At 67.6% G+C, this 26,485-nt stretch carries 23 protein-coding genes, 1 tRNA gene and 2 pseudogenes; 11 read left to right on the top strand and 15 right to left on the bottom strand.

From position 1 onward, the window contains the following. Positions 1 to 30: 30 nt before the first annotated feature. Positions 31 to 732, bottom strand: coding sequence for a PEPxxWA-CTERM sorting domain-containing protein (locus tag ABD719_RS00390; protein WP_344691185.1), 702 nt, complete (start codon positions 730 to 732; stop codon positions 31 to 33). Between the two features lie 629 nt (positions 733 to 1,361). Here ABD719_RS00390 and ABD719_RS00385 point away from each other — a divergent pair. Next, complete coding sequence (locus ABD719_RS00385; protein ID WP_344691183.1) at positions 1,362 to 1,874, top strand: DUF937 domain-containing protein; 513 nt, start codon at positions 1,362 to 1,364, stop codon at positions 1,872 to 1,874. 78 nt (positions 1,875 to 1,952) lie between these two features. Here the strand turns inward: ABD719_RS00385 and ABD719_RS00380 are convergent, their stop codons facing one another. Beyond that, complete coding sequence (locus ABD719_RS00380; RefSeq protein ID WP_344691181.1) at positions 1,953 to 2,354, bottom strand: DUF3597 domain-containing protein; 402 nt, start codon at positions 2,352 to 2,354, stop codon at positions 1,953 to 1,955. Positions 2,355 to 2,507: 153 nt separating this feature from the next. Here ABD719_RS00380 and ABD719_RS00375 point away from each other — a divergent pair, with 153 nt between their 5' ends. Next, positions 2,508 to 3,083 carry a DUF4142 domain-containing protein gene (locus tag ABD719_RS00375; RefSeq protein WP_344691179.1) on the top strand — a complete coding sequence of 192 codons (576 nt, stop codon included), beginning with the start codon at positions 2,508 to 2,510 and terminating at the stop codon, positions 3,081 to 3,083. A gap of 167 nt (positions 3,084 to 3,250) precedes the next feature. On the opposite strand, the gene ABD719_RS00370 is transcribed toward ABD719_RS00375, so the two are convergent. Next, on the bottom strand, positions 3,251 to 4,411 hold the full coding sequence (locus tag ABD719_RS00370; protein WP_344691177.1) for an MFS transporter: 1,161 nt from the start codon (positions 4,409 to 4,411) through the stop codon (positions 3,251 to 3,253). Between the two features lie 96 nt (positions 4,412 to 4,507). Here ABD719_RS00370 and ABD719_RS00365 point away from each other — a divergent pair, with 96 nt between their 5' ends. Then, positions 4,508 to 5,413, top strand: coding sequence for a LysR family transcriptional regulator (locus ABD719_RS00365; protein WP_344691175.1), 906 nt, complete (start codon positions 4,508 to 4,510; stop codon positions 5,411 to 5,413). 340 nt (positions 5,414 to 5,753) lie between these two features. Here the strand turns inward: ABD719_RS00365 and ABD719_RS00360 are convergent, their stop codons facing one another. Both ABD719_RS00360 and mobF read right to left on the bottom strand, forming a co-directional pair. Then, positions 5,754 to 7,142 carry an IS1182 family transposase gene (locus ABD719_RS00360; protein WP_344691930.1) on the bottom strand — a complete coding sequence of 463 codons (1,389 nt, stop codon included), beginning with the start codon at positions 7,140 to 7,142 and terminating at the stop codon, positions 5,754 to 5,756. A gap of 188 nt (positions 7,143 to 7,330) precedes the next feature. Then, positions 7,331 to 9,778 (bottom strand): annotated as a pseudogene (gene mobF, locus ABD719_RS00355) (MobF family relaxase); the annotation flags it as partial. Here mobF and ABD719_RS00350 point away from each other — a divergent pair. Genes ABD719_RS00350 through ABD719_RS00335 form a run of 4 tightly spaced genes read left to right on the top strand, consistent with a single transcriptional unit; the run spans position 9,710 to position 11,200 of the window. Next, positions 9,710 to 10,198, top strand: coding sequence for a tyrosine-type recombinase/integrase (locus ABD719_RS00350; protein ID WP_344691173.1), 489 nt, complete (start codon positions 9,710 to 9,712; stop codon positions 10,196 to 10,198). The pseudogene mobF and the gene ABD719_RS00350 sit on opposite strands and share 69 nt — an antisense overlap. A 60-nt stretch (positions 10,199 to 10,258) precedes the next feature. Next, a complete protein-coding gene (locus ABD719_RS00345; RefSeq protein ID WP_344691171.1) occupies positions 10,259 to 10,492 on the top strand; it encodes a tyrosine-type recombinase/integrase in 234 nt (77 codons plus the stop codon). Positions 10,493 to 10,523: 31 nt separating this feature from the next. Continuing rightward, positions 10,524 to 10,880, top strand: a complete 357-nt coding sequence (locus ABD719_RS00340) for a type II toxin-antitoxin system RelE/ParE family toxin (protein WP_344691169.1) — start codon at positions 10,524 to 10,526, stop codon at positions 10,878 to 10,880. Then, entirely contained in the window at positions 10,877 to 11,200 is a 324-nt protein-coding gene (locus ABD719_RS00335; RefSeq protein ID WP_344691167.1) for an XRE family transcriptional regulator, read from the top strand. The genes ABD719_RS00340 and ABD719_RS00335 overlap by 4 nt, the downstream gene beginning before the upstream one ends. 930 nt (positions 11,201 to 12,130) lie before the next feature. On the opposite strand, the gene ABD719_RS00330 is transcribed toward ABD719_RS00335, so the two are convergent. From ABD719_RS00330 to ABD719_RS00310, 5 genes and pseudogenes are all read right to left on the bottom strand, one after another. Then, positions 12,131 to 12,688, bottom strand: a complete 558-nt coding sequence (locus tag ABD719_RS00330) for a hypothetical protein (RefSeq protein WP_344691164.1) — start codon at positions 12,686 to 12,688, stop codon at positions 12,131 to 12,133. Positions 12,689 to 13,132: 444 nt separating this feature from the next. Then, positions 13,133 to 13,333 (bottom strand): hypothetical protein, encoded by a 201-nt coding sequence (locus ABD719_RS00325; RefSeq protein ID WP_344691163.1) that lies wholly within the window; start codon positions 13,331 to 13,333, stop codon positions 13,133 to 13,135. A gap of 643 nt (positions 13,334 to 13,976) precedes the next feature. After that, positions 13,977 to 14,311, bottom strand: a pseudogene (locus ABD719_RS00320) (transposase); the annotation flags it as partial. Positions 14,312 to 14,421: 110 nt separating this feature from the next. Continuing rightward, positions 14,422 to 15,141 (bottom strand): hypothetical protein, encoded by a 720-nt coding sequence (locus ABD719_RS00315; protein ID WP_344691161.1) that lies wholly within the window; start codon positions 15,139 to 15,141, stop codon positions 14,422 to 14,424. 778 nt (positions 15,142 to 15,919) lie between these two features. Further along, positions 15,920 to 15,994, bottom strand: a tRNA-Thr gene (locus ABD719_RS00310). Positions 15,995 to 16,075: 81 nt separating this feature from the next. On the opposite strand from ABD719_RS00310, the gene ABD719_RS00305 reads away from it, so the two are divergent. Continuing rightward, the gene (locus ABD719_RS00305) at positions 16,076 to 16,246 is read left to right on the top strand and encodes a hypothetical protein (RefSeq protein WP_344691159.1); all 171 of its coding nucleotides are present in this window, start codon (positions 16,076 to 16,078) and stop codon (positions 16,244 to 16,246) included. Here ABD719_RS00305 and ABD719_RS00300 read toward each other — a convergent pair. The 3 genes from ABD719_RS00300 to ABD719_RS00290 all read right to left on the bottom strand — a co-directional run bounded on the left by ABD719_RS00300 (position 16,216) and on the right by ABD719_RS00290 (position 19,213). Beyond that, positions 16,216 to 16,338, bottom strand: a complete 123-nt coding sequence (locus tag ABD719_RS00300; protein ID WP_344691157.1) for a hypothetical protein — start codon at positions 16,336 to 16,338, stop codon at positions 16,216 to 16,218. The two genes, ABD719_RS00305 and ABD719_RS00300, sit on opposite strands and share 31 nt — an antisense overlap. Continuing rightward, a complete protein-coding gene (locus tag ABD719_RS00295) occupies positions 16,320 to 18,122 on the bottom strand; it encodes an aminopeptidase P family protein (RefSeq protein WP_344691155.1) in 1,803 nt (600 codons plus the stop codon). Before ABD719_RS00295 ends, ABD719_RS00300 begins: the two co-directional genes overlap by 19 nt. Before the next feature lie 362 nt (positions 18,123 to 18,484). Further along, the gene (locus ABD719_RS00290) at positions 18,485 to 19,213 is read right to left on the bottom strand and encodes a retropepsin-like aspartic protease family protein (protein ID WP_344691152.1); all 729 of its coding nucleotides are present in this window, start codon (positions 19,211 to 19,213) and stop codon (positions 18,485 to 18,487) included. Between the two features lie 189 nt (positions 19,214 to 19,402). Between ABD719_RS00290 and ABD719_RS00285 the strand changes: the two genes are divergently transcribed. From ABD719_RS00285 to ABD719_RS00275, 3 genes are read left to right on the top strand one after another with little or no spacing between them, the layout of a single operon-like run. Then, positions 19,403 to 21,505 (top strand): S9 family peptidase, encoded by a 2,103-nt coding sequence (locus tag ABD719_RS00285; RefSeq protein ID WP_344691150.1) that lies wholly within the window; start codon positions 19,403 to 19,405, stop codon positions 21,503 to 21,505. 10 nt (positions 21,506 to 21,515) lie between these two features. Continuing rightward, on the top strand, positions 21,516 to 22,076 hold the full coding sequence (locus tag ABD719_RS00280) for a DedA family protein (protein ID WP_344691148.1): 561 nt from the start codon (positions 21,516 to 21,518) through the stop codon (positions 22,074 to 22,076). Further along, positions 22,073 to 22,462: an acyl-CoA thioesterase gene (locus ABD719_RS00275; RefSeq protein WP_344691146.1), complete on the top strand. Its 390-nt coding sequence runs from the start codon at positions 22,073 to 22,075 to the stop codon at positions 22,460 to 22,462. The genes ABD719_RS00280 and ABD719_RS00275 overlap by 4 nt, the downstream gene beginning before the upstream one ends. 141 nt (positions 22,463 to 22,603) lie before the next feature. Here the strand turns inward: ABD719_RS00275 and ABD719_RS00270 are convergent, their stop codons facing one another. Both ABD719_RS00270 and ABD719_RS00265 read right to left on the bottom strand, forming a co-directional pair. Then, complete coding sequence (locus ABD719_RS00270; RefSeq protein ID WP_344691144.1) at positions 22,604 to 23,839, bottom strand: hypothetical protein; 1,236 nt, start codon at positions 23,837 to 23,839, stop codon at positions 22,604 to 22,606. Positions 23,840 to 23,986: 147 nt separating this feature from the next. Then, entirely contained in the window at positions 23,987 to 26,467 is a 2,481-nt protein-coding gene (locus ABD719_RS00265) for a glycosyl hydrolase 115 family protein (RefSeq protein WP_344691142.1), read from the bottom strand. Positions 26,468 to 26,485: the final 18 nt, after the last annotated feature.

The following is a 26,485-nucleotide window of genomic DNA, read 5'->3' as shown; positions in this document are numbered from 1 at the left end:
GGCGGTATTTCATGTCATTGTTGACCAAAATCAGGCGTAAACGATCTTTCTGCTGCGGCGTCGATAGCGAACCGCACCGGCCACCATGCCAAAGCCGAGCAGCATCATTCCCCATGTTGCAGGCTCGGGGACCAGGCTGGTCGGCTGGAAATTCGCGCGCTGGGCGACCGAACCGTCCTGTGTAGTGAACGTGCCACCCAGATCATAATCCGTCGCGTTGGTCCGGAAGATGTAGGTGGCGCTGGTCTGCCCGACGCCTTCCAGACCATTCGCGCCGAAATCCGCGCGCAATACCGAGCCGCTGCCGTTGCGCGACGCCGTCGTGGTGGAGCCGGCAGGTCCTTGCGTATTGGGATTGTTTGCCGCGGTGAAGAACCCCACACCGTCGAAATCAGTACCGTCTACCAGCGCCTCGACCGAATAGCCGAAGAACCCTGCCGATGTCAGGTTGTACACCTCATCGCCGAAATTGATCGCGGTAATGGCAACCTGATAATAGAAATCCAGCGTGCCCAGCGTGTTACGATAGACGGCGCTGCGCAGGAACCCGCTATAGGTCGTGGCCCCCGTCGTACCCGACTGGATGCTGTCCAGCTGAACGCCCCGGGTGGAGGCATCGAATGCCGAGAAGGCAACCCCGACTTCTCCGGGCAGAAGGATGGTCGCAGAGGCTGGCGCCGCTGCCGTGATGGCGATCGTGGAGGCGAGAACAACGAACCCAAGGCGCTTCATAAGACATCCCCTTTAACCGTGACGGCTACCAGACAGGCGTATCGATGCGCTTGCCGACGACAGGCCAGGAAGCGAACAGCCAACACGGCAGCAACGCAGTCCTAACACATCGACAGACCATGAACGTTAATCCAGCGTAAATATATGCGCGTCCAAGCGAATTTCTTGCTAAACTTTTGTTATAGTGCGTTGTTGTCGTGTCATGTCCGGGCGTTCATCCCGAATCTTCAACCGTGCGCCGGGCCGGACGATACGGCAAGAAACCTGTAGAAAGGCAGCTTAACGCCCCTAATTGGCCGGCGAGACTGGCCTGATTTTCTTCGACGTACGGAAAATCCGGTGTCGCAGCGGCGGGGTCTCATCATCGAAGCAATGCTCCGCTCACCCCTGCGATCCTCTGATAAGCGGTCGGCGCAGTTTCGCAGCGGATGGTTTCGCCTTTCCATGCGATTGGCTGGCCTCCCCGGTACGCATCGACAGCCACGCAGCCCGACACTCCAGGCCCCGCCATCCCTGCAAGGCGAATCCAATGGCTCCTGCCTTGCTCATCCCATGCCCCACCTGCATCGTAACGAGCCGGCTACGGCACTTGGCGGCCTGAGGGGCGTTGCCGTTGCAAGGAGAATGACATGCAGAATTTCGATCAGCTTCTGAGCTTAAGCGGTATGGATCTCGGCCAGCTTGGCGCACGCTTTGGTCTCACGCCCGAGCAGACCCTTTCGGCACTCGGATCGCTGATGCCAGCGGTGCTGGGCGGCTTTCACAAGCAGGCCGATCCCGGCCCCGGCAGCTTTGCAAACGCCGCCGGAACCGCCGAACCGACCACGTCGACGGGCAATGACGTCCTCGGACAGATTTTCGGCACCAAGGACGTCAGCCGGCAGGTTGCCGACCACGCAGCCGATCAGTCCGGGGTGTCGAGTGCGGTGCTCAAGGCGATGCTGCCGATCGTCGCGGCCATGGTCGCACGCCACTTCGCCACCAATGGCGGGGCAGGTGCCGGGGGCGGGCTGGGCGGCGTGCTGGCATCCGTTCTCGGCGGGGGCGCGACCGGCAGTGGCGCCGCCGCCGGTGGACTCGGCGGAATGTTTGGCGGCGGCGGCAATCCGCTCGATGCGATCCTGAACGGACTACGCCGATAGGCCCTGCCCGGACAGCGGTATCGCCCGAATGTCCCGGCCGGGTAACGCGATGGCGTTACCCGGCCGGGATAATCATGCTCAGTTGCGCAGGCTATCGGGCACGACGCCGCCATTTTCAGCCAGCTTGGCCATCACCGCCTTGTGCATTGCGATATTCTGCTCGGCGGTACCCGGGGCACCAGCGTGGACGCCCAGTTCGTCCGCCAGTTCCTTGCGGGCGTCGAGGCTGTGATCGAGACCCAGTAGATTGAGCAGATCGACGATCGAGGTCCGGTAGTTGCCGCCGCCGTTCTGCATCGATGCCATTTCAGCCAGCACTGCACCGACATCGACATTCTGGGGTGCCGCCTGAGGAGCCGATGGTGCGACCGGTGCCACCTGCGGTGCGGCAGCGGCGGGGGCGGCAGGGGCGGGCTGGCCGGCGGGCTTGTCCTGTCCGTGATGGAAGATCTTGCCCATGATGTTGCCGAAGATGCTCATCGTGTTCGTTCCTTGAATGGCGACCGTCGTTGCGGTGTCGGCATGAACGACAGGGACACGTCAGAGGGTCCATTGGGAACGTCAGCGTTGCGTACGCAGTTATCCTGCCGACGTGCCGATGCGCTCGCCGATACGCTATCAGGGAATCCCGCTATGATATTTCGCAAAACGATCATCACCTCCGCCGCCGTGCTGGCGCTTGCCGGCTGCGGTCGCAGCAACGAGGCCGGCCAGGCCAACACCATGACGACGAACGCGGAAGTCGACGGTACCAATGTGCCGGGCACGGCATCGGTCGCGGCGAGCGGGCCCCAGAGCTTCGCGAACGTCGCCGCGGCCAGCGATGCTTTCGAGATCGAAACCTCGCGACTCGCCCTGACCAATGGCGCGTCGGCCGCCGTGAAATCCTATGCCAACAAGATGATCGAGGCGCATACCACCTCCACCGCCAAGCTGAAGACAGTGGCGGCCGGCGTGGCGCCGGCGATCACGCCCAACCCCGCGTTGAACGTCGAGCAGCAGCAGAAGCTCGACCAGCTGAAGGCCCTGAACGGGGCCGCCTTCGATCAGGCCTATAAGACCGAACAGGCAGCCGGGCATCAGCAGACGCTCGATGCGCTGAAGGCCTATGCTGCCACCGGCGACGCCCCCCAGCTCAAGACGTTCGCCAATGAGATGATCCCGATCGTCACTGCCCACCTGAATATGGCCAAGTCGATGAAGATCTGATCGACGCCGTCTGCGGCCAGTGACCGCGATGTGGTTCGGCCCGGGTGCCTGTGGCGCCCGGGCCGAACAGTATCGGCGACATGGTTCGGTCCGAGCGCATCGTCATCATGTCGGATAACGGTGGCGGGGAGACTAGAGCCGAGGCTGATCGGCCCGCCTGCCGGGTTTCACGTCGGACACGTCACGGCCCGCCGCCGCCCGATCGTGATCAGCATGACCAGCGCCGCCGCCGCCATCGCCGCGCCCGCTAATGATACCGCTGGCAGGCCCAGCCCCGCGCCGATCACGCCGCCGCCGAGCGCCGCGCCGATCGCGTTGCCGAGGTTGAACGCGCCGACGTTCATCGCCGAGGCGAGATTGGGCGCGTCGGCGGCAGCTTCCATGGCGCGCATCTGCAACGGCGGCACGATGGCGAAGCTGGCGATGCCCCAGACCAGGATCGCAGCGGCGGCCGGCAGCGGCCAATGCATGACGCCCGCGAACACCGCCAGCACCGCGGCAAGCACCACGAAGCTGCCCACCAGCGTCCGCTCGATCGACCGGTCCGCCAGCCGCCCGCCCAATGTGTTCCCGATCGTCAGCCCGATGCCGTACAGCACTAGCATCGCGGTGACGAAGCCGGTCGAGGCATGGGTTTCCTCACGCAGGATCGGCACGATGTAGGTGAAGACCGTGAACATCGCGCTTGCCCCGACGACGGTAAGTGCCAGCGCCGCCAGCACCGGACCGCGCGTGAGTACCCTCAATTCCGCACGCATGTCGCTGACGGCAGTGACAGGCAGCGGCGGCAGCGCCAGCCGTAGCGACAGCATCGCCACTGCCCCCACGCCGGCGATCCCGGCGAAGGCGGTTCGCCAGCCCAGCACCTCGCCCGCCCATGTCGCCAGCGGCACGCCGCCGATCGTCGCCACCGTCAGCCCGGTGAACATCGCCGCGACCGCACCTGCGCGCTTGTCGGCGGGGACGAGGCTGGCCGCCACCACCGATCCGACGCCGAAGAACGCGCCGTGGTTGAATGAGGTGACCACTCGCGCGATCATCAACGTCCAGTATCCGTCCGCCAGCGCCGACAGCGCATTGCCGAGCGTGAAGATGCCCATCAATGCCACCAACAGCGTTCGCCGGTCGATCCTTGCCGTAGTCAGCGTCATCAGCGGCGCCCCGATCAGCACCCCCATCGCATAGGCGCTGACCAGCAGCCCGGCGGCGGGGATCGACACGCCCAGATCGCTGGCGATGCCGGGCAGCATCCCCATCGGCGCGAATTCGGTCACGCCGATGCCGAATGCGCCCATCGCGAGCGCGAGCAGGGGTAGGTTGAGCTGCATGACGAACGATCCTTTGTTGCCCGTATCGAGATGCTGACTTGCGCGGCCATCCGGTAGCCGGAGAATGGGACCAGCAGCTTTGCTTGAGGATCACAGATGGACATTGGCGGTCGGTCGGGCGAGATGGCGGTGTTCGCCAGCGTTGCAGAGCAGGGCAGCCTGTCGGCGGCGGCGCGGGCGCTGGGGCTGACGCCGTCGGCGGTCAGCCGCATCGTCGCCCGGATCGAGGCGCGGCTGGGCGTGCGGTTGCTGGTCCGCACCACCCGCGCGCTGGCACTGACCGGGGAGGGTGAGGCGTATCTGCGCGCTGCCCGCCGCATCCTTGCCGATCTGGCGGAGGTGGAGGGCAGCATCGCCGATCAGGCGTCCCCGCGCGGACGGCTGCGCGTCACCGCCTCGCTGGCGCACGGGCGGCTGTTCGTCGTGCCGCTGCTGGGCGATTTCACCGCGCGCTATCCCGGCATCCTCATCGACCTGAACCTGTCGGACCGGATCGTCGATGTGCTGGCCGGGCAGGCGGATGTTGCGGTGCGCTTCGGCCAGCTTGCCGACAGTCCGCTCACTGCGCGCAGGCTGGGGGCGACGGGGCGGGTCGTGGTGGCCTCTCCCGCCTATCTGGCCCGGCACGGCACGCCGCAGGTCCCCGACGACCTGCTCGCGCACAATTGCCTGAGCTTCAACTTCCGGCGCGCCGAGCCCGGCTGGCCGTTCCGCGAGGACGGGCGCGACCGGGCGCTGGCGGTGATCGGCCAGATCGAGGCGAATAACGGCGAGTCGCTTGCCCAACTCGCGCGCGCCGGTGTCGGCATCGCGCGGGTCGGGCGGTTCGCGGTGGAGGACGACCTTGCCGCAGGCCGGCTGATGCCACTGCTGGAAGCGTACAACCCGCAGGACCGCGAGCCGCTCCATGCCCTGTTCGTCGGCGGATCGACCATGCCGGCGCGGGTGCGCGTGTTCGTCGACTTTCTGGCCGAGAGACTTGGTGCTGGTGGTGCCGGATGAATACCGGCGACACCTGCCATCGGCGGTCCTGTTCCGCCAAGCGGCGGAGATATCAGGAAAATGCCGCTGGCCCTTACGAACTTCGCAAGTGAACCCCTAAATTTCAATACGTTAGGAGCAATGGAACTACTTAAGCGAATGTTGGCAGGGTAGACCGCTACTACTTACGAGGTTCGCTACCGAGACCGTCCGAAAACGCGACGCGAGATGGATGGGCGGGAACGTGCGCAGAGGATTTGCGGAATCTCGGATACTTGCCGACTTAAACGCCTTGGTGACTGCTAAATCGGATTTGGGACAGTCATTCCCGCAGTTGTGACTGGGAATATGGTTGCTTGGATCAGGCCTGCACCGCCCGGATCAGCCCCGGCACGCCGATGAGCGTGATGGCCCGTCTGAGATTGTAGGCGAGCGCCGTCAGGCTGAACTCGGCGCGGACCTTCTCCAGCCCTCGCATCAGGAACGCGCCCTGGTTCATCCACTGCTTGATCGAGCCGAACGGGTGTTCGACCGTGGACTTGCGGATGAGGAGGATGCCGGGGCGCTTTGCCAGGCGTGCCGCCATGCGCTCGATGGGCGTGTCGTGCTTGCCGCGATTGATGCGTCGCCAGCGACCCGTGGTGCAGCGCGCCTTGATCTGGCAGCCGGCACAGGCGGCGGGGCTGGAATACTGGACCGACAGATGCCTGCGCGTCACCGAAGCGTAGCTGGTATCCAGCACCTGCCCGCCGGGGCAGTGATAGGCGTCGGCGTCGGGATCGTAGCGGAACCGCTCCTTGGGGAAGAGGCCGTTGCCCACGGCAGTGCCCCGATGCGGGCGGGGAATGTAGGGCGTGATGCCGGCCGCCTCGCAGGCCACGATATCGTCACCCGAGTGATATCCCATGTCCGCCACGGCATCGATCCGCTCGAACCCGAGTGCGTCCATGGCGGCACCGACGGTGGACGCCAGCAGGCCCATGTCATTGCAGGCATTGGTAACATGCTGCTCGACGATCAGACTGTGCCTGGCATCGACCGCCACCTGGGCATTGTAGCCGACCGTGACCTTCGAATGCGCGACCATCAGGCGGGCATCCGGATCGGTCAGCGAGATCTGTCCTTCGCTGCTGTCCTCCAGCTGGCCGAGCAGCGCCGCGCTGGCCTGACGCTGCTCGTGCAGCCGGGCGATCTTCGTTGCCAACGTATCGGCGAGGACGGTGCCGGCACCGTCCTCGCCGCGGTTGATCTGGTCCAGCTCGATCAGGTAACGCTCCAGTCGCGCATCGGCCGCGGCGAGATATGTCGCCAGTCGTTCGCGACTGAAGTTGCGCGACCGGCTGTTCACCGCCTTCAGCCGCGTGCCGTCCACTGCCAGCAACTCGCGCCCGAACAGGTCGAGCTTGCGGCATAGCAGGACGAAGGCGCGGAACACCGCCTTGAACGTGGCCCGGTTGTCACGCCGGAAGTCGGCGATGGTCCGGAAGTCCGGCCGAACCCCGCGCAGCAGCCAGATCAGTTCGAGATTGCGCGCCGCCTCCGCCGCCAGACGCCGACTCGACCGCACCCGGTTGAGATAGCCGTACAGGTACAGCTTGAGCATATCGGCCGGATCGTAACCGGGCCGCCCCGTTGTCTTCGGTCGCGACCGCATGAAACCGGCAGCGCCCAGATCAAGGTCATCGACGAAGGCGTCGATGAACCGCACCGGGTTGTCCGCTGCCACATAGTCCTCGACCGACGCGGGCAGCAGCAGCGCCTGGGATCGAGGACGAGGGTGTTGGCGCGTTCCTCGCGAGAGAGCTGTGCGAAGTCGCGAGCGATGATGGCATGGCGGGTGGGCGTGTCGGCATATTCGCGCACGCCCCGGCGGTCTGCGCTGGGGGCGTCGCGCGCCTCGTGCGGAAGGCTCTGTTGGATGCCTGCGTCGAGCGCGGCGAAGGCCTTCCCGGCGTCACGCGCCAGCATGGCCTCGACCGCCGTGCGGGTGTGGCCCTTGGCCTGGCGGACGATCTCGTCGAGCTTGAAGGTCTTCATGCCGGCGTCCTGGAGCTGGCCGAACGCTCTGCCGGCTTCGACCGAACCGAGCTGATCGACATCGCCGACGAGCACGACACGGGCGCCGGCCTCGCGGGCGCGGGCGAGCAGCGCCTCGGTATCGCGGGCGCCCGCCATGCTGGCCTCGTCGACCACCCACACCTCGCCGTCCTGCACGATGTCGTCCCCGTCGCCGATGAGCATCCTGGCGATGGTCATCGGTTCGGCGCTGATCGCGTCCCCCAGCACGTCCGCGGCCGTGGCGAGCGGGGCGAGCGCGCGGACTTCCAGCCCTTGGGCGCGGGCGGCGTCGGCGTAGGTGGCGAGCACGGTCGTCGTCTTGGCGGTGCCGGCGCTGCCCTGGATGCCGGTCACGCGATGGGGTGATTGCAGCAGGCCCTTGGTCGCGTCGATCGGTCCCTGGGCCCAGCTGTGCCCGTGGTCGGCCGATCGACGCTTGGCTGCGGCCACGATCTTCCTGACCTCCCATTCGTCCCGGTAGAGGGGCTGGAGACGGTCGCGGCCCTCGGCCTCTATGGCGAGCATGGCCTGCTCGGTCTGGATGGCGTCTCGGGTGGTGAAGCCGATGGTCCCCTTCGCGGCGCCCGCCACGTCGCGGGCGACGAGATGGTCGCGGCGCTCGGCGCGGGTGATGGCGGCGAGGATGTCGGCATGGGCGACACGGCCCCGGCCGGCGTCGCCGGCTGCGCGCTCCAGCCTGGCAACCGGGAAGACCGATTCGCGTTCGGCGAGATGCGCGGCGCCGGAGGCGACGGCCTGGTCGGCCGCGAGCCGGCGCTGGCGGGGCGTGGGGACCGGCAACCCGGCCGCGCGCGCCTCGGCGTCGGCGACGAGGGTGCGGCGCACGTCCTCGGTGAAGCCGATGCTGTCGGCACGGGCGCGCCAGTCGGTGACCAGCGCGCGCTGGTTGACCTGTTCCTTGGGGCTGCGGGTGTCGAGCGCGATGGTGGCCTTCTCGGCGACGCTGGCGGTCTTGCGGCTCTTGCCCCGTGCAGCCAGTTCGGCCTCGATCTGGGCGGAGCGACCGGAGAAATGCTGGCGAACCTCCAGCGGCACGCCGTCGATTTCGAAGGTGCCGTCCGCGTTGAAGCTGACGGTGTAGCCGAGCTGGACGATCTCGAACGCCAGCGCCTGGTGATAGACGCCGCCTGCTTCCCGGAAGATGCGGTAGAGGGGGCGGCTGTCGATGCTGCGCGACTGGCTGGTTGCGTCCTGGGTGACGTTCAACACCACGTCATGGTCGTGAAGCTGGGGGTCCGGCAGGCGCTCGGTCTCGCGTGCCGTGATGTGCGGGAAGTTGGCGACGGCCAGTTTGCCGGTCGCGACAGGCTCCACCTCGTCACCCTGCCGGATGCGGGTGGCGGCTGCGTTGCGCTCGACATAGGCGATGGTGATATCGACCGCGCGGGCCTGGGCGTCGAGCAGGCGCCGGTCGCCCGCCACGAGGGCCATGACCGAGACGCTCTTGGGTGCGGATAGGGTCATGTCCCAGCCACAGACATGCTCGCGCACGCCGTTGCGGACGGTGCCGAGAACCGTGCCATCGGGCAGCGTGCCGTCGAGCATGGCGGCCAAGGTCTTGGGGTCGACATCGCCTTGCGTCGCCGTCTGGCCGGTGACTACCTCTGCGCTTTCGTTGCCGTAGGTCTGCCGAAGCTGGGCGATGGATTGGAAGGCCAGCGTGATGCAGGCATGGTATTTCCTGCCGAGCGGCAGCAGGGTGAGCAAGCTCTGGATGGGGGGCAGCGATGCCACCTCGTCCAACATCAGCCAGGCGTTGGTCGCCGTGTCGATGGGCCGCTGGAGGATGGCGGCTGCCGCTGCGTCGACCCATGCGGTGACGACGGGCGCGGCAGATTCGCGTGCACGGCTCGGCGCGGCCAAAAAGACGAACGGCTTGGCACCCTCATGTTGGTCCAGCGCCTGATAAAATTTGTCGAAGCTGAAAAATGGAGCATTGTCCGGCACCGAGGCGAGGATGCCGATGATGTCGGCCGCGCCGGTCAGCATGAAGGCGACGGAGCTGGCGGCCTTGTCCGCACCGGGTTCGAAGGCGCGGCCTGCCGGGGTGCCGGCGACGATTGCGCGCAACTCGTCGACGCTGGCGGCCGCAAGCTGGGCGGCGAGGATGGTGAGGTCGGCACGGCCTTCCCGGACGAGACGGAGCATGATGCGGGCGACGACGGCGCGGACCTGCTCATACCAGATGGCGGCTTCGCTCACGGCTTTGGGCTTGGGGATGATGACGGCCGCGATACGTTGGGCGTCGGCGAGGTCGTGCACGTCGGCCAGCGGATTCCAGCGCGCGGTTCGACCCGCAGCCAGCATGTCCGCAAGACGCCCATCAAGGCGTTCTTCAAGTGGCTCTCGCGCGGCAACCACATCCTCTACAACCCGGCATCCGAACTGGAACTGCCGCGCATGGAACGACGGCTGCCACGCCACATCCTGAACGTGCGCGAGATCGAGGCCGTGCTGGCGGTGCCGGACCTGTCGACGCCGATAGGCATCCGCGACCGTGCCATCATGGAGGTGCTCTATTCGACCGGCATCCGGCGCATGAAGCTGATAAACCTGCACCTGACCGACGTGGACGCCGACCGGGGCACGCTGATGGTCCGGCAGGGCAAGGGCCGCAAGGACCGCATGATACCCATCGGCACGCGCGCGCTCGCCTGGGTCGGCAAATACCGCGACGACGTGCGCGCGGACCTGGCGTGCGGGCCGATGACGGCACGCTGTTCCTGACGACGCTCGGAGAGTCGTTCGCGCCCAACCGGCTGACCCAGCTCGTGCGCCGCCACGTCGATGCTGGAGGGCGGTGCCGACATCCGATATATCCAGGCGATGCTCGGCCATGCCGAGCTGTCGACGACGCAGATCTACACGCAGGTGAGCATCCGCACCCTGAAACAGATCCACACCGCGACCCACCCCGGTCGGCCGATCGCGCGCACGTCGCGGCCCGCCCAGGACGCCGGTGACGACCACCATCTTCTCTTAGCCGCTCTCGACGCCGAGGCCGACGAGGACGACGGCTAGATTTTTCATAACCCAGAGGTTATATAGCGCCATGTCCTGGACCGTTGAGCTGCACGACGCCTTCGACGCCGAATTCGAGTCGTTGCCGCAGTCGGTGCAGGACGCGATTGCAGCAGCCTCGTTGCTGCTGGCCGAATACGGCCCGTCGCTCGGCCGCCCGCACGCCGACACGTTGGCAGGCTCGCGCCACGCCAACATGAAGGAACTGCGGTTCCGTGCCGAGGACGGTGCCTGGCGGGTGGCTTTCGCCTTCGACCCGGAGCGTCGCGCCATCCTGCTCGTCGCCGGCGACAAGGCGGGCGTCGCGCAGAAGCGGTTCTACAAGGGACTCATCGCCAGGGCGGACAGTCGGTTCGACGACCACCTGGCCAGCATGGAGAAGCGATGATGGGACGCACGATGGACGAGGTGATGGCGGCGATGCCGGCCGAACGCCGTGCGCGTATCCAGGCCCGCGCGGCCGAGATGAAGGCCGAGGTCGAGGGCTTGAAGGCGCTGCGCCTGCTCGCCGACCGCAGTCAGGAACAGATCGCGCAGGCGCTCGGCGTCAAGCAACCCGCCGTGCTCAAGATAGAGCGCCAGACCGACCTCTATCTCTCCACCTTGCGCCGCTTCGTGGAAGCCGCAGGCGGCACGCTGGAGCTGCGCGTCGAGCTTCCCGGCAAGGGCGTCATGCACCTCACCGGCATGGGCGAACTCGCACCCTGACCCGTCTGGCGTCGCGCCCGTCGCCGCGCTACGCTCCCCTCATGCTGGCCCGACGCACCCCGGTCGAAGTCCTGCGCGCGACCTCGCGCGGCGTTGCCGCACGCCCTCTGGCCCGCACCGCTTCTGCACCGAAAACCGTGTCTGGGGGTTTCACGCCCTGGCCCCGGCACCGCGTCGGGCGAACCGCCCCGCAACCCACGGTCGCGCCTGGGAAAAACCGCTCGCGCTACGACTTCACGCGTCGGGGTGCTGTGTTGCCGCAGAATAACCAGGCCAGGTCTGGCCAAGTTATGACGGCAAAGATGAACGAAGCGGAGCGCGATAAGGCTGCCGAGGAAGATTACAAGATTTGTCGAATTGTTAAGACGGCTCAGTGCTGGGCGAGTGCAGCAGAGCGCGATGCTTCAAGAGCTACAGGTAAGCCCGTACCACCTCTTCAGACTGGCGTAAGAGGGAATTGGTCAGGGAGAAATCTGGGCATGGGCGTTGGCGGATTGGCTATCGTCGGTGGTGTAGCCTGTCTGATTTTCGAGCCGTGCGGCGCGGCTGTTGCCGCTGGCCTTGGCATCGGCGGAACCGCAGCAGTGTTGATAAACTAGTGAGGCAGGTATGTCCTGGGAAGAAGATAATGTCATCGGACTGACTAGGTTTTCATACAAAAACTTCGAAATACACATTAGGGTCTACATGCCTCAAAAGAAATAGCCTGATAGCAATGAGTTTTCGTACAAGTTTTCTGTCGCTGGTGAAACCATGACCTACAACGGAGAATCCATAGGTTATGATTCGATTCAATCCTTGATACTGACTCTTTTGAAGATCGGGAATTACATATATAGCGGCGAAGTGGATCAGGAGGCTATTGAATGGCCTGGGGGAAACTTCAATTCCCGAGCTTCCCTTCTTTGGCTTGATCCCTTTTCGTGTGTCCTAGCCTCCGATCGCCATCCCCACGGCCTTGACGGTCGCGGGGGTGGCGGTCGCCACCTCCGGCGCCTTCATCGTCTCGTCGATGGCACCGACCTGTGCGCCGTCGCGGATGCCGAGGGCTTCGGTGAAGTCGGCGCGGCTGTCGGTATAGAGGGTAGCCAGCTTGCGGGCGCGGCTGATCGCGACATAGACGGCGCGGGCATCGACGATGGCTTCCCCGACGACGACCGATGCATCCGGTGGCGACCGCCGACCGTGCCTTGTCCAGATCCCACTCGGCGGTCGCGACGGAGCAAGGCGCGTCCCGCCCGCGGGTCGTGCATAGGCGATCAGGTTTCCGTCCGTCAGAAACTCCGCCAGCCTCTGCGCGACCTCGCTGCGGTAGCCATGCGTATCGGGGTCGGTGCCCACATCGATCGCGGAGATGCCGAATTTGGCCCATATGGCCCGCGCCGCGGCGTCGACTATGAAGGCGTGGCCGGGGACCCGGGGCCAAACGTCGGCGTAGGCGTAGATCGCCCATTCCGGAAGCCGCGTGATGTCCGTCGTCGTGTCCAAGCCCGCATCCGATCGTGGTGGGAATTGCCATCGGCATATCTACGAACGGTTAATCTGACGTGCCGCGGCGTTGGGGGCGAATATGGTCGGGGATCAGGTTCCGCTGCGTCGTCGAGGGCCTAGTCCGCCTCCGGGGCTTCCACTCCTTGGCCAGCGCTTGTTTCCTTGACCTCCGGATGGATGCGCGCGAGCTTCTCCACCGCATGCTTGGCTCTGCCGGGGAGCGACCCTCTTCCACACAGAAGAAGCGGCGCCCGCGCCCGACCGGAGGAGCATGCTCTTATTTTCCGCGCAGCGGAGGGAAAAAGGGCGCCGGGGCAGATTATTGCAAGAGCGATGCTGAGCGGTACGGCCCAGGTATGGAAGATCTCTTCGGCGTTCGGGATCTTGATGGCCACGGGCTGTGGAAACCCCCAGGGCCGTGCGGCGTCCGGGGGTCATCCGTCAGGCGGCCTTGGCTAACTGCGGCAGGCTGAACTCCTCGCCGCGATCGATCTGGCTGGCCTCGATGCGGCGAAGCTCCACATAGGCGCGGACTATGCCCTTGTGGGCGACCTTGAAGCTGCGTGCCGGCGGCTTCGGCAGGTGATGCAGCCGGAGGTCGTCGTCGAAGACGAAGGATCCCATCTGGAAGTTGTCCGGCACCAGATGGGTGGTCCCCGTGTTGGGGGTGGACCACAGGTAGCAGTTCTCGATCGTGCCTTTCCCCCTCCCGCCATCGATCTCGAAGTCACTGCTTCGGAATGGAGCTGGGGCATGGGGCCCCGCCGCGGCTGGCCTTCCGGCTGCAGGCGGAACGACGACGCTACGGCCGGACTCCGCCGGCGCGATGTCCTGCAGGAAAGAGGCGGACGGGCGGTCGTGCCAGATGAGGAGTGAGCGGTGCGCGGTCGCGTGGCCGCCGCGTCGCACCGCGTCGGCGATCGTTCTGACGGCCCCGTGAACGGGGGGATCGCCGTCAGGCCCGGCGTTCCGTCGGCGCTTCGCCGCTGGATCAGGATGCTGTCCGTCGACGGGTGCCGATCATCCTGCAGCTCGTCCAAGAGGCGGCTTGGTTCGCCACTTCCGACGAGCGGTTGCTCGGCGTGGTGGTCTGGGATCGGACGGATCATGACTTCGGCTGGGTGGTTCTCGGTCGGGACAGACGGCTGCGCTATCGCGCCGTCGCCCAGGACGCCTCGCTGCCGACCTTCGAGGATGCGCGCGAGGCGCTTGCCGGTGCCTTGGATCGGCTCTACGATCAGCAGGATGACGAATACCATCAGGGTGACGAGGAGGGGCCGCCCGTTGACTTCTTCGCCCCCATCCCCAGCGTCGCCCGGAGATGTGCGACCGCTTGCCGCTTCGCGGCGGGCGTCACCACTTTTTTGACAGCAGGTCTTTCAACCCCGCGTTGTCGAGCATCGTGTCCGCGAGCAGCCGCTTGAGCCGCGCGTTCTCCTCTTCGAGCGACCTCAGACGCTTCGCGTCGGATACCTCCAGGCCGCCGAACTTCGCCTTCCATGCATAGTAGGTCGCGCTCGACATGCCGTGTTTGCGGCACAGTTCCGTCACCACCGCGCCCGCCTCGGCTTCCTTCAGGATGCCGATGATCTGCTCTCCCGAAAACTGCTTCCGCTTCATTCCGTCCGCCCCTTCGAGGGCCGGTTTCTAGTTCCAAGTGAATGAAGAAACGGGGGTCACGTCAGTCGCTCCGCCGGTCGCGGCCGCTTGGAGGGCGAGTGCGAGCAGCATCACGACAAAACCTCCACCATGTAGCGCTTGAGCTCCGCCCGCTGCCGTCTGAGCATTTGGATGCGCCGAAATCTGAGCAGCGGCATCGTTGCACAGGCGCCGGTCATCGCGAGGCCCGCCAATGGATGCGGCGATAGGATCTGCCCCGCGGACATGATCGTCGCGACGATCAGGACGCCGTGCACCTTGCTGAACGTCGCGCGGCCTATGAAGCCCGATGGCCCGAGTAGCAGAAGACGATCCTGGCGACCGCTGATGTTCGTGGCCGCGACGACGCGACCGTTGATCTGGTCGAGCCGGATCACGCTGTCAGGCAGTGCGGACAGCTCTGCCGGCAGCTCCTGTGTGCAGTGTCTTCCGTCCTCGTCCTCGAGTACGACGCTGACCACCCCGCGGTGCGTCGTATCGATTGAACCACCCCCTCCCGTCACGAAGCCTTTGCCGTCGTAGGTAAGGCCGAGAATGCCGGAAGTGCGCCTGAACGTGGTCGATTGCTGTTGGTACGCGACATGCCGGACCCGAGCGATGATGCAGACGCCCTGGTATGACCGGCCGCCGATCCGCGGGGCTTGGACGGCCCAGCTCCGCAACGTGACGCTGTCAGGCGATCGAGCGCTTCCTACCGCTCCCCCTTGTTCATCCTCGCCGCCGCCCGCTTGGATTGGCAGGTGGAGCTGCCGCGACCGCCGGTCGTATCCGGATGCGCCATCCCCGGTCATCACCGCGTCTCCGAGGTGTCTGACGTGTCGATAATGACCCTCGCGGTACATGCGATGTCATCCGACCGCCGCGTGGCCGCCCGCATTCGCATAGCCACGCAACTGAGGTATCGCTCGCCCGTTTGGTGACGACCGCCGATACGGTGCCGATCGTGGGTATTACCCCATCTCGTTGTCCGTGAAGCCGTCGTCGACCGACCAACGCGCTTCGCCTGCTTCCTGACCACCTTCGATCTCCATCGTTGGCGGAACTGTTCGGCTGAACAAGCCGGCGGCACCGCCCGTGTTGACGAGGCGGTGCCGGCCCGTGAGCCGGAAGTTGGAAACTCGCTGTTAGACGAGCGCGAACGCCTTTGGGCCCGAAGGCCTTGGACATACGCGTCCGCCTCCCGGCCGAAACTCGTTCGGGCCGGGCATTCGGCTGCTAACAGCGAGGTTTCCACGCCTCGATCCGCGTGCTCGCGGATGGAACGTCATTACCTCGAAATCGGCAATCTGATCAATCGCGCATGTGCCGGCTTGACGCACGCGCGTCGCGTTCGCGGCCTTCCGGTGCGTCGTGGAGGCTGTCCGGAGCGTTGGCTGCCACATTGCGCGGCGATGGCGGTTTCCCCGCATCGGAAGGACAGCCCTGATCGTGGAGCGATTCGACGGGATAAGTGCTCGACGCGGCTGGCGGAGCGCTCGTCCCGCCGCATCGCACGTTGGGAGCGGCATCGTCCGCGTGATGACCCGGTCTGACAGCGCCCCCAAAGGGAGGGTCTAAGTCATTGAAAAATGGTGCTGCCGGTGAGGATTGAACTCACGACCTCAGCCTTACCAAGGATGCGCTCTACCACTGAGCTACGGCAGCACTCGACCCGACGGGCGAAGCGCGCCTAGAGCGGAGGGGGGACGGATTGTCAAGGCTTTGTTCGAACGGCTAGGGGAAGGCATGGCGAACAACGAGCGGGACGAGCGGCGGGCGGCGGCGCTGAGGGCCAATCTGCGGCGGCGGAAAGGGCAAGCGCGCGAATCGGCGGCGATGGCAACGGGTGACGCCACCGACGCCGATATCGCCACCGGAGATGGCGATCAGCCGATGCCGAACGATCCGGTGGCGTGACTGGCGATATCCACCGCTTCGCGCGTGGCGATCGACGCGCCGTAAGCGCAGGCCACCGCCAGGACGACCAGCATCAGCCGACGGGCGCACATTTTTCCAAAAGCCATTGCAGCACCTCTCCATCGAGTTGCGTCCCGATGATCTGCGTCACCGTGGCGTGATACGCATTGAGCCATGCAATCTCGTGCGGAGTCAATAGGGCCGGATCGATCAGGTCCCGCTCGATGGGGGCGAAGGTGAGCGTCTCGAACCCCAGCATCGCGCGGTCGGGATCGCCGCCGGGGATGGTACGCGGCTCGACCAGCAACAGGTTCTCGATCCGGATGCCGTATTCGCCGGCCTTGTAGTAACCCGGCTCGTTCGACAGCATCATGCCGGCACGCAGGGGTTCGAGCGCCTGGCCGCCGGGATAATCGGGCTTGGCGATCCGCTGCGGCCCTTCGTGCACCGACAGATAGGCGCCGATGCCGTGGCCGGTGCCATGGCCGTAATCCAGCCCCGCCTGCCAGAGCGGCGCCCGCGCCAGCGCATCGATCTGGCCGCCGCAGGTGCCATCGGGGAAGACCGCGGTGGCGATCGCGATATGCCCCTTCAGCACGCGGGTGAAGCGGTCGCGCATCTCCGGCGTCGGCGGGCCGATCGGCAGCACCCGCGTCACGTCGGTGGTGCCATCGGCATATTGGCCGCCCGAATCGATCAGGTAGAGCTGGCCGGACAGGATCGGCGCATCCGATTCGGGGGTGACGTGGTAGTGCGGGCTGGCCCCGTGCGCGCCGGTGGCGGAGATGGTGGCGAAGCTGGTGTCGATCAGGCACCCGGTCGCCTGCCGGAATTCGAGCAGCTTCGCCGCCGCCGATAATTCGGTTTCGGTGCCCGCCGGGCAGGTGGTGGCCGCCCAGTGGAGGAAGCGGGTGAGCGCGGCACCGTCGCGCGCGGAGGCGGCGCGGTGGCCGGCGATCTCGACCGGGTTCTTGATCGCCTTGGCCAGCAGCACCGGATCGCGCTCCGCCACCACGGTCGCGCCGCCGGCGGCCAGCACCTGCACGATCGCGGCGACCGAGCCGGCGGGATCGGCGACGACGCGCTTGCCCGCCAGATCATGCAGCGCGGCGGCGAAGGCGGTGCGATCGTGCAGGCGGACGGCGTTGCCGAGATGCTGGCGCACCGCATCGTCGATCTTGCCGGGCGCGACGAACAGGTCGGTCGCGCCGTCCGCGTGGAGGATCGCATAGGCGAGCGCGACGGGGGTGTGATCGACATCGCCGCCCCGGATGTTGAGCAGCCACGCGATCGAATCGAGCGCGGACAGCACCACCGCGTCCGCGCGCCGCGCCACCAGCCAGTCGGCGATCGCGGCGCGCTTGGCAGCGGAGGGAACGCCGGCATGGGCATCCGCCTGCACCGTCAGCGGCGCGGGGGAGGGGGCGGGGCGATCCGCCCAGATCGCGTCGACGGGATTGGCATCCACCGCGACCAGAACCGCGCCGGTGGCGGCGAGGGCGGCGGCGGTGTCGTCCACCCAGATCTGCGGATGCAGCCAGGCGTCGTAGCCGATCCGCGCGCCGGCGGGGGCGTGCGCGGCCAGCCAGACGGCAACCGGGGTCTGCGGCACATCGACATAGGTCCAGTCGGCGGCGGACACCTGTTCGCGGACCTGCAGCGTATAGCGGCCGTCGGTGAAGATCGCGGCGCCATCCGTCAGCACGACGGCGGTGCCGGCCGAGCCGCCGAACCCGGTCAGCCAGGCCAGCCGCTGCGCATAGGCGCCGACATATTCGCTGAGATGTTCGTCGGTTAGCGGGACGATGAAACCGTCCAGTTGCTGTCGGGCAAGCTGGTCGCGAAGGGCGGCGAGACGGGTGGAATGGACGGGCATGGCAGTATCCGGGGCTGGAAGGTCACGGTGGAAAGTCACGAAAGTCGCATCCTACAGGGGTGCGCGGGGTGGGCGCATGAGGCGTGGCCGGCAGGCGCGGGGTACATGACGGGGGCGGACGCGACGATCATGGCGGCGGGTTCTGGCAGATGGCTACGGTGTAGGACAGGGGGCGGGGCGCACACGTCGCACTTCCGCTGATGGGCTTCCCCTGCCTCATTACTTCCCCGGCGGAGGCCGGGGCCCAGTTGGGGGACGTTCGTGACTAACTTACTGCGGCCTTCCCAACTGGGCCCCGGCCTCCGCCGGGGAAGCAGGAGAACGGAAGCAGCAGAAAAAGGGAAGGGGCAAGCTGGAACGGGTCAGGCCGTCGCGGCGTCCGGCTTTTGCGGGTGATGCGGCACGAGGATCAGCGTGTTGTCCTCCACCCGCCATGATTTCAGGCGCGACAGGAAGTTCATGCCGATCACGTTGACCTCGCCGAACGCGGGCGAGACGACGACAGTGAGGTCGCGGGCGACGATGTTGCCGAGGCGCAGTTCGCCGACCTGCGCGGTCTGTGCCTGTACGGTGCCGTTGGCGGTGCGCAGCAGCACGGGGACGATGCCGGCGCTTGCCTCCAGCCCCGCCGCCGCGGCGGTGCGGGTGGAGACGGCGGTGACGGTGGCACCGCTGTCGATCAGCATCCGCCGTTCGGTATTTCCCAGCCGGACGCGGACCCAGAAATGGCCATCGGGGCTCATGCGGATGCGCATCGTGTCGCCGACGACGCGCTGGTCCTCCAGCTTCAGCATCGCCGCGATCCGGCCGATCCACGGATCGACATCGGCGCGCTGGTCGATCACCGTCACCAGCAACAGCGCGAGCACGCCCCAGGTGACGATCTGTACTCCCAGCCGCACGATCGCGACCCGCCGCGCCAGCATCAGCACCGCGACGATCGCAACGGCGGCGGCATAGGGGGCGGGGGTGGTGAGCGGATTGGGGAAGGTGAACGTGCCGGGGAGCATGGCGGCGGTATAGCGCGGCGGGGCTGTATGAGGGGTGTACGGGGTTTTTCGCCTGCTGTTGGCGCGCGCCACCGCCGCCATAATTCCTTCCCTGGCGGAGGCCGGGGCCCAGTCGGGTGAAGCGTGGTGACGATCCACGACGGCCGTCTCAACTGGACCCCGGCTTCCGCCGGGGAGGCGGTAGAAGAGGAGGCGGCAGAAGGGTAGGGCGGCGGGGCGGGGGCGCGTGCGAAGCGTCGACATGGCGGTGGCAGCCGCTATGGAACGGGCATGACCGATTCCGTTCCCCCCGCCATCCCGACCGACCTGCCCGCACCCCCGGTGGCGGCGCGGCGGCCGTATACCGTCACGGTGCATGGCGAGACGATCGACGATCCCTATGCATGGCTGAAGGATGCCGGCTATCCGGACGTGAAGGACCCCGCGATCCTCGCCTATCTGGACGCGGAGAACGCGTATTTCGAGGCGGCGATGGCGCCGCACCGGCCGCTGGTCGACACGCTGTACGAAGAGATGAAGGGCCGCATCAAGGAGGACGATTCCTCGGTGCCGCAGAAGGACGGCGACTGGCTGTACTGGACCGCGTTCGAGACGGGTGGCCAGTATCGCAAATGGTGGCGTCGGCCGGTGGGCGCGCCCGCCGACGGCAGCGCCGACGAACTGCTGCTCGACGAGCCGGCGCTGGCGGAGGGGAAGGAATATTTCTCGCTCGGCGCGTTCGCGGTCAGCAACGACGGGCGGCATCTGGCCTATGCGATCGACGATACCGGCGCCGAACGCTTCACGGTGCGGGTGAAGGAACTGGCGACCGGGCGGGACCTGCCCGAGGTGATCCCGGGGATGCTGTCCGACATCGTATGGACGGCGGACGACAGCGGGTTCCTGTACGGCCTCGCGAACGAGCAGTGGCGGACCGACAATGCCCGGCTGCACCGGCTGGGCACGCCGGTGGCGGACGATATCGAACTGTACAAGGAAGCGGACGAGGGGTTCCGCGTGTCGATCGGCGAAACCTCGTCGCGCGTGTGGATCGCGATCGGCACCGGCGATCATGTGACCAGCGAGATCAGGCTGGTGCCGGCGGGCGATCCGACTGCGACGCCGATCCTGGTGGCCCCCCGCGTCGAGGGGCGCGAATATGACGTGGACGAGCATGACGGCACGCTGTTCATCCACACCAACGACACCGATCCGCAATTCCGGCTGTGCACCGCGAGCATCGACGCGCCGGGCGACTGGCGCGAACTGATCGCGCCGTCGCCGCATTTCTACATGACGGGGGTGGAGTGTTACCGCGAATTCTTCGTGGTGGAGGGGCGCGAGGACGGGTTGGATCAGGTCGAGATCCATCGCTACGACGCGGCCACGGCGCCGGTGCGGGTCGCGTTTCCGGAGGCGAGCTATGCCGCCGGGCTGGGCGACAATCCCGAATACGACCAGCAGGTGCTGCGGATGGGGTACCAGTCGATGGTGACGCCGGGCACCGTCTATGATTACGACGTCGCGACCGGCGGGCTGACGACGCTGAAGGTGCAGGAGATTCCGTCGGGCTACGACGCCGGTCGCTATCGCACCGAGCGGATGAAGATCGCGGCGCGCGACGGGACCGAGGTGCCGGTGTCGATCGTGTACCCGGCGGATTTCCCGCGCGACGGGACGGGCGCGGTCTATCTCTATGCATACGGCGCCTATGGCATGGCGGTCCCGCCGGGCTTCTCGACCGGGCGGCTGAGCCTGCTCGACCGGGGGATGGCGTTCGCGATCGCGCATATCCGGGGCGGCGACGATCTGGGCCAGCAATGGTATCTGGACGGCAAGCTGACCAAGCGGACCAACACGTTCAACGATTTCGTCGACGTGGCGCGCGGGCTGGTGGCGGACAAATGGACGAGCGCCGGGCGGATCGCGATCGCGGGCGGATCGGCGGGCGGCGAGCTGATGGGCGCGGTGGTCAATTCCGATCCCGAACTGTGGGGCGCGGTGGTGGCGGACGTGCCGTTCGTCGACGTGCTGAACACGATGCTCGACGCGGACCTGCCGCTGACGCCGGGCGAATGGCCCGAATGGGGCAACCCGATCGAGGACCCGGCGGCGTTCGCGCTGATCCGGTCGTACAGCCCGTACGACAACGTGAAGGCGCAGGCCTATCCGCCGCTGTTCATCTCCGGCGGGCTGAACGATCCGCGCGTGACATACTGGGAACCGGCGAAATGGGCCGCGAAACTGCGGTCCACCAAGACGGACGACAATCTGTTGCTGCTCAAGACCAACATGGGGGCGGGCCATGGCGGCAAGTCCGGCCGGTTCGAGTCGCTGCGCGAAGTGGCGGAGGAACACGCCTTCGTGCTGTGGCAGCTGGGGATCGCGGGCTGACGCCCCTGCCATGACGATCGCGGCGATCCTTGCACGGTACGGCCTGATCGCGATCTTCATCGGCGCGGGGGTGGAGGGCGAGACCGTGGTCGTCACCGGCGGGGTGATGGCGCATCAGGGGCTGGTGCCGCTGGCCGGTGCGATGGCGGTAGCGGTGACGGGATCGTTCACCGCCGATCAGTTGCTGTTCCTGACCGGGCGGCGGTTCCGCGACCATCCGCGCGTGGTGCGATGGATGAAGAAGCCCGCCTTCGCCCGCGCCCTGACCGCGTTCGAGCGATATCCGGCGGGGTTCATCCTCGCCTTCCGCTTCATCTACGGGTTCCGCACGATCAGCCCGGTGGCGATCGGCACCACCGGCGTGTCGGCGCGGATGTTCGTGACGCTGAACGCGATCGCGGCGCTGGTGTGGGGCATCCTGTTCACCACGCTCGGCTATGTGTTCGGGGAGGGGATCACCGCGCTGCTCGACCGGTACAGCCCCAGCGTGACCACGGTGGGGATCGCGGCGGCGACGGTGGCGGCAATCGTGGCGGGGGTGCAATGGTGGCGGAGACGGCGGGCGGCATGAGGGAATTCGCGCAGGACTTCGTCGCGGGCGCGGCCGACATCGACGAGCTGGGGCATGTCAACAATGCGGTCTGGGTGCGCTGGATCCAGGATATCGCCACCGCGCACTGGGAAGCGGCGGCTGCCCCCGAGCATGTCGCCGCCTATGCCTGGGTCGTGACCCGGCACGAGATCGATTATCGCGGCAACCTGACCGAGGGGCAGCGCGTCACCGCCGAGACATGGGTGGGCGAGCCGAAGGGCGCGCGGTTCGACCGGCATGTCCGCTTCGTCGGCACGGACGGCCGCGCACTGGTGACGGCGGTGACGACCTGGGCACTGATCGACCGCGCGACCGGGCGGCTGCTGCGCGTGCGGCCGGAGATCGCGGCGCCGTTCATCGGGTGATCGGCTGGTCCAATGTGATGGATCATCCCATTCCCCCGCCCGTTCGTGCTGGGCGAAGTCGAGGCATTCCGCGCTAACCGTCCTCGGCTACGCCCGGACAAGCCCTTCGACTTCGCTCAGGGCGAACGGTGTTCCGGGTGATCACCGTTCCCCCAGGATGGCATCGATCCGCTCGATCATCGCGGTGAAGCGGGGGGCGCCGATGCCGCCATAGGCGCGGGTGAACTGCGCTTCGGTCAGCCCCTCCGGCTGGCGGAGGATGACCGGGGGCAGCAGGCTGTCGTCGGTGGCGGCGCGCAGGCGGGCGGCACGATCGGCGGCGCGATCGGGCTTCGTCGCCGAGGTGGCGGTGCGGAAGCCGGCGCGGTCGGCGCCGATGTCGATGAACGAGAAGCCGGTGGGGTCGCCCACCGCGAATTCCGATTGCGGGGCCAGGCTGTCGGCCAGCTCTTTCCACTCGCCCATCGCCTGCGCCAGTTGCGCACCGCCGCCGACCGCCAGCGCGGCGGACAGCGACCAGTGCTTGGGCAGGTCGGCGCGGCCGTGCAGGGTGACGATGGGGGCGGGGATGCGGCAGCGGTCGACATGGGCGCGGGCGGCGTTCGCCAGCTCGCTCGCCTTTTCATCGACCAGCAGCATCGCCAGCGCGACGAAGCCCGCCTGATTGTCGGCCGGGGTCGTGGCGCCGATGAACGCGCGGCGGATTTGCGTGGCGAACTGCGCGGCGGGGGTGCGACGCTGCGCCCCGGCGAGCGCGCAGTAACGGCGGGTGACGGCGACGCCATCGATATTGGCCTGCGGACGGGGGGGATCGACGATCGCGACGACCTTGCCGCCGCCGATCGCGACGTGGCGCACCATCACGTCGAGCGGCGGCACCTCCACCCCGCGCCACGCCAGCAGGCGGCGGCCGACGTTCAGGATCGCGCGGCTCCACCGGTCGGACAGCGACAGCCGGCCGATCGTCAGGTGGGTGGCCGGAAAACCGCGGCCCGAGCGGACCGCGACGACCGCCGCGTTCAGCCAGCGCCCGCCGGGCAGGCGATGGCTGCCGACGATGTGCAGCCCGTTGTCCTTCACCCCCAGCGACAACCGGTCGGGCCGCAGGCCGTGGCTGGCGAGCGCGGCGATCCCGTCCAGCTGTTCGGGGCCGAAGGCGATCGGATGCGCGGCGGGCATGTCGGTGGCGCCACGCAACTGGAGCAGCGCGTCTCGCCCGGCGCCGACCTGTTCGGCGGTGGGGGCCGGGCGGGGCGCGACCCAGGGCGCGGTACTGGTGAGCAGGACCAGCAGCCCCGCCGCCACCGCGACGACCAGCGATAGCGCGGCCACCAGCAGCAACGGCCAGCGGCGGCGGGATGGCGGGGCGGTGGTCATCGTTGGGTGCTGCTGTGCGGTATCGACAGCAACGGGTCCAGAGGCGACCGACGGACCGGGGTGGCGGCGCGACGAATATGGGGGGCGACGAACCCGGCTTCGTCAGGCCGGTACGGGCGCGGCATGACGGTGAGGGCGGGCGGGGCGTCAGTGGGCCGGTGCCGCCGCCCTGGCGGGGGACGGCGTTACGGTCAGGCGGTCGAGCATCAGCCCCTCGTCGGGGGTGGCGATGGTCAGGCGGTGGCGGCCGGGGGCGAGGGGGCCGAGGGGGACGGATACGAGATTGTCGAGGACGCCCGCCGACCATGCGGCGTCGCCGGCGCGGCGCGGCACCGCGATCGTGCGAGGGGTGCCGTCGAGCGTGACGGTCAGGCGGAAATCGGTGCGGGCGGTGCCGGGGAAGGTCGGGACCAACTGGATGGCCAGCGTGCCGGCGCGATCGGTGTCGAGCGTCCAGGCGATCGGGGTGCCGACGGCGCCCGACGCCAGCATCGCGCCGGTGCCGCGACCGAGGCCGGGGACGAAGCGCCAGCCCTTCGCCGTCGCGCTTTCCGCCTCGACGACCAATGTGGCGGCGGGCGGGGCGGGGGGCGCCGCCGGGGCGGCGGGGTCGGCGAGGCCGGGGGCGGGAAGCGCGACGGGAGGCAGGCGGTAGCCGGGCCATTGGTTGTCCGCCGGCTCCTCGGCCATGATGTGCCGCCACTTGCCGCCGGCGATGTCGTCGTTGAAGCGGCGGGTGAGCGATGTGACCAACGCGTCGGCGGCACGGGCATCGGCGGCGGCGCGACGGGCGTGGAGCGGACGGCTGTCGGCCCAGGCGGCGTAGCGTTCGGCCGAGAAGTAACGGCGATTGGCGGCGGCGGCGGCGCGGACCGGATAGGCGACCAGTTCGAAGAACGCGTCGCGCGCATCCGGCGCGACACCCGGTTCGATCCGGTCGAGATCGGCGACCAGCGCATCGAACGCGGCGAGGCGCGCGTCGATCGCGGCCGGTGCGAGCGGGCTGGGGCGCGGGCGCTGGCCGGGCAGGCCGTAATGGAGATGTTCCGGCCGGCGTTCGAGGTTCAGGCGATACCAGCGGTCCATCAGGTTGGCGATCGGGGGGGCAGCCACCGCGCCGAAACTGCGCGTCGCCCAGTCGTGCAGGAAATCGCGCTGGGTCTGCGCGCGGGCGGCATCGACGTTCCATGCCATGGCGAGGAAGGCGGTGATGCCGATCTCGGCCGGTTTCACGTCGCCGACATTGGCGATCCAGACGGTACGCGCGCCATGATCCCAGGCGCGCCCCATCTCGCTGCGGATCAGCGCGGGCGGGGTGGTGCCGAGCCACAGATAGGAGAGCGGCGCGCCGAGATAGGAGAGGTGATAATAGACCCCCGAGCCGCCTTCGCGCCGCCGCTCGGCGGCATCGGGGAACTGGCGGATATAGCCGAAATTGTCGTCGGGCCACACCAGCGTGACGTCGTCCGGCACCTTCAGGCCGGCGCGGTAGAGGTCGAGCACCTCCTTGTAGGGGACGAACATCTGCGGCACCCGCGCCACCGCCGGATCGACATGGGTGGCGAGCATCGCGCGCTGGTCCGCGAACACCTGCGTCAGGAGTGCGATCTTGCCGGCGGGGGTGTCGGCACCGACGATGCCGGAATCGTGGATGCCGCGCATCCCCAGCGTCCACAGGCTTTCGTAGCGGCCGTTGCTGCGGACCCGGTCCTCCCAATAGCGCGAGACGCCGGCGCGGTTGGTGGCGTAGTTGAAGCGGTCGGCCGCGTCGGTCCATTCGCCGACATTGTCGCGCAGCATCGGTTCGGCATGGGACGATCCCATCACGATGCCGTAGTCGTCGGCCAGTTTCGCATGGGCGGGATCGCGGTTGAAGGGCGCGCTGACGTGGTGCATCGCCGGCCACAGCGTGTTCGCCTTCAGCCGCAGCATCAGGTCGAACAGCCGTTCATAGGTCTTCGCGCCGATGCCGCCATGTTCCGGCTCGAAGGTGCGCGCCGCCCAGGGGTGGAGGCCCCAGTCCTCGTCGTTGAGGAAGATGCCGCGATACCGGACCGAGGGCGGGCCGAACCGGTGCGTGCCGGGCGCGACGTACAGTGCGGCGCGGCGGCGGGCGGGCACGTCCGCCCACCAGTGCCATGGCGACACGCCGATCGCCTCGCTGAGTTCATAGGCGCCGAACGCGGTGCCGCGCCGGTCGCTGCCCGCGATCACCAGCGCCACGGGCACGCCGGGGGCGGGGCGGCGGACGATGGTGATGACGAAGCTTTCCCATGCCCCGGTCAGGCGACGGGCATCGAGTTTGCCGGTGCGGACGAGGCGGTCGATCAGCGCGTTGCGGCCCAACGTGCCGAGGATGATCGGCGGTGTGGCGGGCGTCTGGCCGGCGAACGGCGCGGCGGCGGTCGTAATGCCGGTGACGGTGGCGATGTCGCGGGCCAGCCCCTGCGCGGCATGGACGACGACGGGGTGGTCGGCGGGGTCGTACAGGACGGGGGCGGCGACGCCGTTCGCGGCGATCGCCAGCCCGCCGCGCGCCGGACGATCGGTGACGAGATCGGCGGCGATGGCGGGGGAGGCGAGGAACAGGGCCAGCAGCGTCAGGGTCAATCGCCGGATGATCGTCATACCGCTCCGCTTTCCGGC

Origin of the sequence: Sphingomonas cynarae, from assembly GCF_039537815.1 — a bacterium.
GTDB classification, from domain to species: domain Bacteria; phylum Pseudomonadota; class Alphaproteobacteria; order Sphingomonadales; family Sphingomonadaceae; genus Sphingomonas; species Sphingomonas cynarae.
The sequence above is the reverse complement of the archived record's forward strand: the minus strand, read 5'-3'. Positions and strand labels throughout refer to the sequence as shown.

Bases quoted from the DNA above. Each gene is read 5' to 3' on its own strand.
- ABD719_RS00305 (WP_344691159.1), top strand. From the start codon at position 16,076: ATGGCGAACAACGAGCGGGACGAGCGGCGGGCGGCGGCGCTGAGGGCC.
- ABD719_RS00300 (WP_344691157.1), bottom strand. From the start codon at position 16,338: ATGTGCGCCCGTCGGCTGATGCTGGTCGTCCTGGCGGTGGCCTGCGCT.
- ABD719_RS00345 (WP_344691171.1), top strand. From the start codon at position 10,259: ATGCTGGAGGGCGGTGCCGACATCCGATATATCCAGGCGATGCTCGGC.
- ABD719_RS00365 (WP_344691175.1), top strand. From the start codon at position 4,508: ATGGACATTGGCGGTCGGTCGGGCGAGATGGCGGTGTTCGCCAGCGTT.
- ABD719_RS00295 (WP_344691155.1), bottom strand. From the start codon at position 18,122: ATGCCCGTCCATTCCACCCGTCTCGCCGCCCTTCGCGACCAGCTTGCC.
- ABD719_RS00370 (WP_344691177.1), bottom strand. From the start codon at position 4,411: ATGCAGCTCAACCTACCCCTGCTCGCGCTCGCGATGGGCGCATTCGGC.
- ABD719_RS00385 (WP_344691183.1), top strand. From the start codon at position 1,362: ATGCAGAATTTCGATCAGCTTCTGAGCTTAAGCGGTATGGATCTCGGC.
- ABD719_RS00265 (WP_344691142.1), bottom strand. From the start codon at position 26,467: ATGACGATCATCCGGCGATTGACCCTGACGCTGCTGGCCCTGTTCCTC.
- ABD719_RS00390 (WP_344691185.1), bottom strand. From the start codon at position 732: ATGAAGCGCCTTGGGTTCGTTGTTCTCGCCTCCACGATCGCCATCACG.
- ABD719_RS00315 (WP_344691161.1), bottom strand. From the start codon at position 15,141: ATGACCGGGGATGGCGCATCCGGATACGACCGGCGGTCGCGGCAGCTC.
- ABD719_RS00340 (WP_344691169.1), top strand. From the start codon at position 10,524: ATGTCCTGGACCGTTGAGCTGCACGACGCCTTCGACGCCGAATTCGAG.
- ABD719_RS00380 (WP_344691181.1), bottom strand. From the start codon at position 2,354: ATGAGCATCTTCGGCAACATCATGGGCAAGATCTTCCATCACGGACAG.
- ABD719_RS00270 (WP_344691144.1), bottom strand. From the start codon at position 23,839: ATGACCACCGCCCCGCCATCCCGCCGCCGCTGGCCGTTGCTGCTGGTG.
- ABD719_RS00285 (WP_344691150.1), top strand. From the start codon at position 19,403: ATGACCGATTCCGTTCCCCCCGCCATCCCGACCGACCTGCCCGCACCC.
- ABD719_RS00275 (WP_344691146.1), top strand. From the start codon at position 22,073: ATGAGGGAATTCGCGCAGGACTTCGTCGCGGGCGCGGCCGACATCGAC.
- ABD719_RS00335 (WP_344691167.1), top strand. From the start codon at position 10,877: ATGATGGGACGCACGATGGACGAGGTGATGGCGGCGATGCCGGCCGAA.
- ABD719_RS00375 (WP_344691179.1), top strand. From the start codon at position 2,508: ATGATATTTCGCAAAACGATCATCACCTCCGCCGCCGTGCTGGCGCTT.
- ABD719_RS00290 (WP_344691152.1), bottom strand. From the start codon at position 19,213: ATGGCGGCGGTGGCGCGCGCCAACAGCAGGCGAAAAACCCCGTACACC.
- ABD719_RS00280 (WP_344691148.1), top strand. From the start codon at position 21,516: ATGACGATCGCGGCGATCCTTGCACGGTACGGCCTGATCGCGATCTTC.